Origin of the sequence: Infirmifilum sp. (genome assembly GCF_049970975.1) — an archaeon.
Taxonomy (GTDB): domain Archaea; phylum Thermoproteota; class Thermoprotei; order Thermofilales; family Thermofilaceae; genus Thermofilum; species Thermofilum uzonense.
Genome location: NZ_JBMFLX010000077.1, coordinates 1 through 6,307, shown reverse-complemented (window position 1 = coordinate 6,307; position 6,307 = coordinate 1). Strand labels below are relative to the sequence as shown.

General features: G+C 46.4%; 8 protein-coding genes. 5 read left to right on the top strand and 3 right to left on the bottom strand.

The window, feature by feature from the left end; translation table 11 throughout:
* Positions 1-75 precede the first annotated feature (75 nt).
* The 4 genes from ACP5KC_RS08220 (at position 76) to ACP5KC_RS08205 (ending at position 1,638) form a co-directional block, all read left to right on the top strand.
* The gene (locus ACP5KC_RS08220) at positions 76-423 is read left to right on the top strand and encodes a DNA-binding protein (RefSeq protein ID WP_273433623.1); all 348 of its coding nucleotides are present in this window, start codon (positions 76-78) and stop codon (positions 421-423) included.
* A 61-nt stretch (positions 424-484) separates the two neighbouring features.
* Complete coding sequence (locus ACP5KC_RS08215; RefSeq protein ID WP_191118500.1) at positions 485-637, top strand: 50S ribosomal protein L39e; 153 nt, start codon at positions 485-487, stop codon at positions 635-637.
* 17 nt (positions 638-654) lie between these two features.
* On the top strand, positions 655-954 hold the full coding sequence (locus ACP5KC_RS08210) for a 50S ribosomal protein L31e (protein ID WP_428287238.1): 300 nt from the start codon (positions 655-657) through the stop codon (positions 952-954).
* A gap of 9 nt (positions 955-963) precedes the next feature.
* Positions 964-1,638: a translation initiation factor IF-6 gene (locus tag ACP5KC_RS08205; protein WP_052884528.1), complete on the top strand. Its 675-nt coding sequence runs from the start codon at positions 964-966 to the stop codon at positions 1,636-1,638.
* Here the strand turns inward: ACP5KC_RS08205 and ACP5KC_RS08200 are convergent.
* From ACP5KC_RS08200 to ACP5KC_RS08190, 3 genes are read right to left on the bottom strand one after another with little or no spacing between them, the layout of a single operon-like run.
* Entirely contained in the window at positions 1,562-3,298 is a 1,737-nt protein-coding gene (locus tag ACP5KC_RS08200; protein WP_428287237.1) for a radical SAM protein, read from the bottom strand. The genes ACP5KC_RS08205 and ACP5KC_RS08200 overlap by 77 nt on opposite strands.
* Positions 3,295-4,230, bottom strand: coding sequence for a thiamine-phosphate kinase (locus ACP5KC_RS08195; RefSeq protein WP_052884529.1), 936 nt, complete (start codon positions 4,228-4,230; stop codon positions 3,295-3,297). The genes ACP5KC_RS08200 and ACP5KC_RS08195 overlap by 4 nt, the downstream gene beginning before the upstream one ends.
* Complete coding sequence (locus ACP5KC_RS08190; protein ID WP_191118501.1) at positions 4,220-4,456, bottom strand: hypothetical protein; 237 nt, start codon at positions 4,454-4,456, stop codon at positions 4,220-4,222. The genes ACP5KC_RS08195 and ACP5KC_RS08190 overlap by 11 nt, the downstream gene beginning before the upstream one ends.
* 66 nt (positions 4,457-4,522) lie before the next feature.
* Between ACP5KC_RS08190 and ACP5KC_RS08185 the strand changes: the two genes are divergently transcribed.
* On the top strand, positions 4,523-6,304 hold the full coding sequence (locus ACP5KC_RS08185; protein WP_428287236.1) for an ATP-dependent DNA helicase: 1,782 nt from the start codon (positions 4,523-4,525) through the stop codon (positions 6,302-6,304).
* Positions 6,305-6,307: the final 3 nt, after the last annotated feature.

Here is a 6,307-nt window from a genome sequence, read left to right as displayed (position 1 = left end):
TCCCCTAACCTTGAGGGAGCACCGTAGCCAGCGATAAGGATTTTAGCTTTGTAAGCTAGTGTTAGTGGTGATACTATGAGTTATGAGGATAGTCCTGAGGAGCTTGAAGAGATAAAGCGGAGAAAACTCTTAGAGTATCAGAGACAGGCTCAGGAGGCTCAGAGAGCTGAGGCCCAGCGGGCCGCCGAGGAGGCAAGGCGCCAGGAAATACTAAGGAAGATACTGACTCCAGAGGCACGCGCCAGGTTGTCGAATCTAAAACTTGTGAAACCCGAACTCGTCGAGGCACTCGAGATCCAGCTCATACAACTCGCCTCTACCGGGTCTATAAGAGTTCCCATAGACGATGACACTCTGAAAGAGATCTTGGCGAGGTTCTCGTCATCAAGGAAAGAGTTCAAAGTTAGGTTCAGCTTTAGTTAACATAACTCCGAGAAAAATTTTTTATAATCTGCCCCGTTTGGTGGAGGGGTGGCTTGCATAAATGGCTCGCAACAAACCCTTCGGTAAGAAAATAAGGCTCATTGCGGCTGTCAGAGAAAACCATCAAATTCCTATATGGGTTATCTCAAAGACTCTTGGCGAGGTTCGTAGAAAGCCGAGAAGAAACTGGCGCAGAAGCAGAATGCAACTCTAAGGATAAGGTGATTAAGCATGCCTAAGCTCCAGGAGGGAGAAAATGTCTTTGACATTGTTATACCATTACGTGACGCGCGCCGCGTTCCCAGGAAGAAGAGGGCGAAAGTTGCAATCCGTATAGTCAGGGAATGGGTTTCAAGGCATTTTCACCTCACGGGTGGAGTCAAGATAGGAGGTTTACTGAACGAGTATATCTGGTCAAGAAGCATCGAGAAGCCGCCTAGGAAGGTTAAAGTTACCGTTAAAATAAACGTCGAGGAGGGTGAAGCGGTGGAAGCCTTGGTGGATCTGCACTCAGGAGAAAAAAAGGATTAGTGCACTTGTATGTTTTCAGTTGAGCTCGTCGAGATTTACGGAACCCCCCAGGTTGGCATATTCATCTTCGCCAATGATAAGTACGCTCTAGTACCACCCGACATCCCTGAGAAGCTTGAAGCTAAGGTTAGGGAAGCATTAGAAGTAGAGATTTTAAAAGTCTCAGTGGCTGGGTCTAGGCTAATCGGGTCCCTAGCATGTGGTAATAACTCTGGGATAGTTTTGCCACGCAACGTCCTAGATTCAGAGCTTGAAATCATAAAAAACAACCTAAAGCTCAACGTGACTGTGCTCGAGGGAGTAAAAGAAACCGGACTCGGGAATCTAGTACTCGCCAACGACAATGCTTGTCTGGTTAGTCCTCTACTACCTAAAAACGCCTCAAAGTTGATCTCTGATACTCTGGGAGTCGAATGCGTTGTAGCGGATCTCGGTGGAAGCCCCTTTGTTGGCTCGCTCGCAGTAGTCACCAATAGGGGCCTGGCACTCCCTCCCTTCGTCTCGGACGATGAATTGAAGAGACTTGAGAAGATCTTTAAGGTTCAAGGCGGGCTCTTAACAATCAACAAGGGCAGAATGTTTCTCAGATCGGGACTAGTCGCAAACACTAAGGGTGCTCTTGCCGGTTCAGAGACGACTGGTCATGAGCTAATGCAGATACAGAGGATATTCTCCCAGTCATGACGCCTAGGTATTTGAGAACACACGCTGGGAGGTCGCTAACTCGTTCACTTCTCACCTTCTCGTAATACTCCTTTCCACGACTTCCGAAAACCCGGAGAAATGTTTTTTCGCTTATATCCAAGGGAAATTTTACCCCTAGTAGACTTCTAGCCTTGTGGCCGTAAACTATACAGTCAATCCTGCTACCGACACGAGCATCGTCAAGGAAGACTGTAGGGGGATAACTCCCTGTTGGGCGAGCAGCATATCTTCCATCTACCAGGGCTTCAACATAACAGCGTCTGATGATCAGGCCGCGAGGAAATACTCTCTCGATCATTTTCTCGTCGAAAACCTCGCGGACCCACCTCTTAAAGCCTGCAATATACTTTGTATGTCTTCTTGCGATGCTATTGCCCACCTCCCACATCGGCGTGCCAGGCAGGGGGAGGACTTCTCGTAAGTTAATCCTTCTAACAAGTAGATTCCTTTCTAACAATTCCTCCAAAAAAGCCTTATTAAGCACAAATGTTTCACGTGTTTCACCTTTCAAGCCAAGCACGAAATTTAGGCCTGGTAGCATCTCCGGCAAACCGTTCCACCCCCTCCTAGCTCCAACCTCGTTTACAACCTCGATAGCCCTAATAACGCTTTCAGGATCATTTCCCAGATTGTTTTCGCGGGCGACACGGGGGTCCGCACTTTCTAGACCAAAAGCAGCAACATCGCCTGGTGTGTGATACTTTACTATAATCTTTAAGGCCTCTCGTGATTTTTCTTCGTGTAAGGCGATAGTCATAGGGTTAACATTGTCGATGTGTAGTGTTTCAAGGCTTGGTGCAGCTGCCCTTATCATTTGGAAGAGTTTCCTCAGCTCCACAGGATTGGGCTCCGGATACTCCACCTCGTTCATCCCATTAGCCTTGTATGCGAGAAAGTCACTCTGTCTGCCCAGCCTGAAAGACCTTACGCCTAGTTCATATAGTAGAGAGATCTCACGAGCTATATCCTCCTGGTCACGCACAATAACTCTTCCAAAACGCGGTTCAATACAAAAGGAGCAGCCACCAGTAAGCCATCGGGAACAGCCTCTGAAAGTCTCTATTTCTGCTGTTAAGTTGAAACCATGGTTTGGGTGCTGTGTAACTATTCGGGCACCAATAGTAGCGAAAACGTTGATTAGATTGTAATTTCCAGCTATTCGAAATGGGTTCACCTTCTCTAGGCTCTTCGTAGACACTAGGTCGTGTACAACCAGGGCGGGATCTCCTCTAATTACAACGTCGTATGCATCTTCCAGTTGTCTGGGGGTAACCGCTCTCTCTCCCCCTTTCTCGCCTGTACCAAAGCGCGCTATCGGACCCGCGAGAACTTTGATAGGTTTTTCATACTTTTTTGGAAGAGTAATTACCTCGCGGGACGTGATAGGCTTTCCGCCAAGATATCGTCCCGGAACAACAACACCACCAATCACGATTAGGAGATCGGCTCGTGAGATAAGCTTGGAAATCTCCTCCTCGTGTAGTCTGTAGGTATCTATCGTAAAGTAGTGTATTTGGGCAGATTTATCCGCATGCCAAATAGCGCCTGCGATGTAACGCGGATAAACGTCGATATATGGAGGCACGCCTAAACCTGCCGGCTCGTCGGTATAACCGTCAATAATAACGGCAAGCGTCATCTTGAGCCTCGGGCGTATCCGAGCCCACTGATCCATCCCGATTTCTGTATTGGGCCGTATCCTTTCAGAAAGACGCCACTTCCCGTCGTGACTCGGCCGAGTATTCTGGCGTTGAGCTCATCCAGTAATGCTTCGTGCTTAGGGTGAATTGTAAAGATAAAGTTGTATTCTTCGCCGCTCAAGTAGAGAGCTCGCTCCAGTGCCTCCTTCTCCGTATAGTGCTCGAGTAGAGGAGGATAAATAGGTATCTCATCTAATTCAATTCGCACGTTTGAATTCTCTGAAAGATAATGGAGTGAGAGTGCGAGACCATCACTGTTATCGATGGATGCGGTAACATAAGCGGTGTTTTCCAGCCATTTGTTTACAGGAGGCCATTTAGGCTTGAGCCACGTCCTTATAACTTCTCTAAGCGGTAAAGGTGGAGTATTACCCTGAATAGCATCGTAGAGTAGACTTGAAACCCCGAAATCGCCAACTGCCACTACGAGATCTCCGGGTCTGGCACCTCCTCTTGTAAGAGGTTCGCCATGAAGAGCTCCGATGCTGACCACTTCAGCTCTAAAAGAGTCTGTTTCAACGATGTCCGTGTCTCCCCCCAAGTAGACCGCATCAAACTCCTGTGCAGCATCTGAAATACCCTTTACGAAGTCCTTTAGTGTCTCAAAGGGGAAGTTGCGCGGAACGCGTAAAGCTACGAGAACGGCAAGGGGTTTTGCTCCGCGCACAATTATATCACTGGTCGAGCCACGATACGCCCGTAGTCCTGCCGAGTACGCGTCTAAGAATGAGGGCCAGTGTAATTCCCCGTCGAAGGCATCAACGTTTACTGCTATTCTCTTATGACTGTTAATCTGTATGACTGTAGCGTCCCCCCATGTTATGCCTAGAGTTGAGGTGATCCATTCAACTACTAAGTTTTCACTGAGCACGATTTTCCCTTCTCCTAAATGTCTCATAGAATATGAAAGCCGAGGTGAGAAGGAAAAGCATGTAGATCAGGTAGCGCATGTACTCGCTGTAGGTCTGAGAGGAGCCGGTTTCCCAGTTCATTATATAAGCGAACACCTTATATGAATAGTAGGCGCTAATAACCAGAACCACGATCGTGATCAATCCCAGGATCTGACGGAAGTAGCGCAGTTGCTTTTGCTCCAAACCCGTCACCAGACAAGTGGAACAAAATAAGTATTTAGGTGTTGTGTTAGGATACTTGACCTGGTAATGGAGAGGCTTACCTCAAGGATAAAAGAGTTTTTTCCCTATGAACACCCGAGGCCGGGTCAGTTAGAGCTAGCTAGGAAGGTATACGAGAGTGTAGTCAATTCTAAAATACTCCTTGCTCGCTACCCGGTAGGGTTTGGTAAAACTGCAGCTGTTTTCGCGGGATTATTAGCTGCCGATGTACCCCGGATAATTTATCTGGCTCATACAAAGTCTCAGTTCCAGGCACCGATAAGAGAGGTTGTTAGACTAGAAAAAACCGGGGTTAAATTATCCCTTGTAACCCTCGCGAGCCGTTTTGATATGTGTCTGCTTCCTCGCTCCCTGACATCGGGTATGGACTTTCACCGATTTCTCAGGTTCTGTGCAAGGAAAAAGCTGAGCGGTGAATGTCCATATATCAAAAAGAGATACAAAGGCGAGTTACCAAGCTTGCTTACGCTAAACACCTTAAGAAGAATTGGAAGAGAGGCTGGGATATGTCCCTATGAGATTGCATGGGAGGCTGTTAGGACTGCAAGAATAATAGTTGCCTCATACTCTTATTTGTTTGATCCACGCCTATCTATTATATTACTCCGTAAAGGTGGGATAAACTTATCCGAAAGCGTGATCGTGGTTGATGAAGCGCATAATCTTCCCAGGTTTATAACAGATAGCCTTAGCAGTGAACTACATGCAAGCTCTATAAGGGCAGCCCTGAGGGAGATTCAAAGGGCTAGATTCGCTGAGGATTCAAATATTGCAGAGTCATTGAGAAAGCTGCTCGCCTATCTTCATAAGACGGCAACAGAAAATGGAAGTGAAGTTCCGGTGGAAACCTTTCTCGAGATTGCCCCTAACTCCAGGATTCTTGCTAGAGTTGCGACATCCTATGAAGGAAAGACTGGCGTTTTCTCAAGTCTTTGGCATATAGTATACTTCCTAGAGGAGGTTGAAAAAATGCCTAGTGACTCTATATTAATAGCCCTTAGGGAGGATGTTAGCCTCGCGTATAAGATCTTCTTCTATAACATTCCTAGAGTTGCCCAAAGAGTGTTTGATGATTCTAGATCTGCAATACTTACTTCAGCGACATTGCCCCCCGCAGACTACTATACAGCTATTCTAGGCGTAAAGAGAGAAAGACTACAAGAAATATCTTATCCTTTCACATGGGGAGAAAATGTCACACTAGTTATTCAGAGAGGTATTTCATCGAGATATGTCGAGCGAACCCAGGAGTTATTCAAATTCTATGCACGTCTTATTGATTCGGTATACAAGGATCCGGAAAGTCGACATGTGTTAGCGGTCTTTCCATCCTACTCCTTTATGTTGAATACGTATCCATTTATAGAATCTGCACCGCGTTTATTAGAAAAGCATGACACGCACTTGGATGATATTCTCGAGTTTTTGATGCGTCATGAGAAATGTCTTGTGATGATAACAGCATGGGGAAAGTTTTCGGAAGGAGTAGAATTTAAGGCTATGAGAAGTAACCTCATTGATACCATAGTAATAGCGGGGCTACCTGTACCAACCCCCTCTCCCGTAAATAAGAAGCTTGAAGAGCGCTTAGAGACGTTCTCATCCGACAAGGAATGGGCGTGGAGACAGGTGTATCTTTACCCAGCACTTAATAAGGTATTGCAAATCATTGGGAGAGGACTTAGATCAGAAAACGACAGGGTGAGAGTTTATCTCTTAGATGAGCGGGTGATAGACGAGAAAGCCTTGGAGTATTTAAAGGATTATGGGCTGAGTTTTTCTATAATATCTTCATTAAGCAAGAATTAGAGT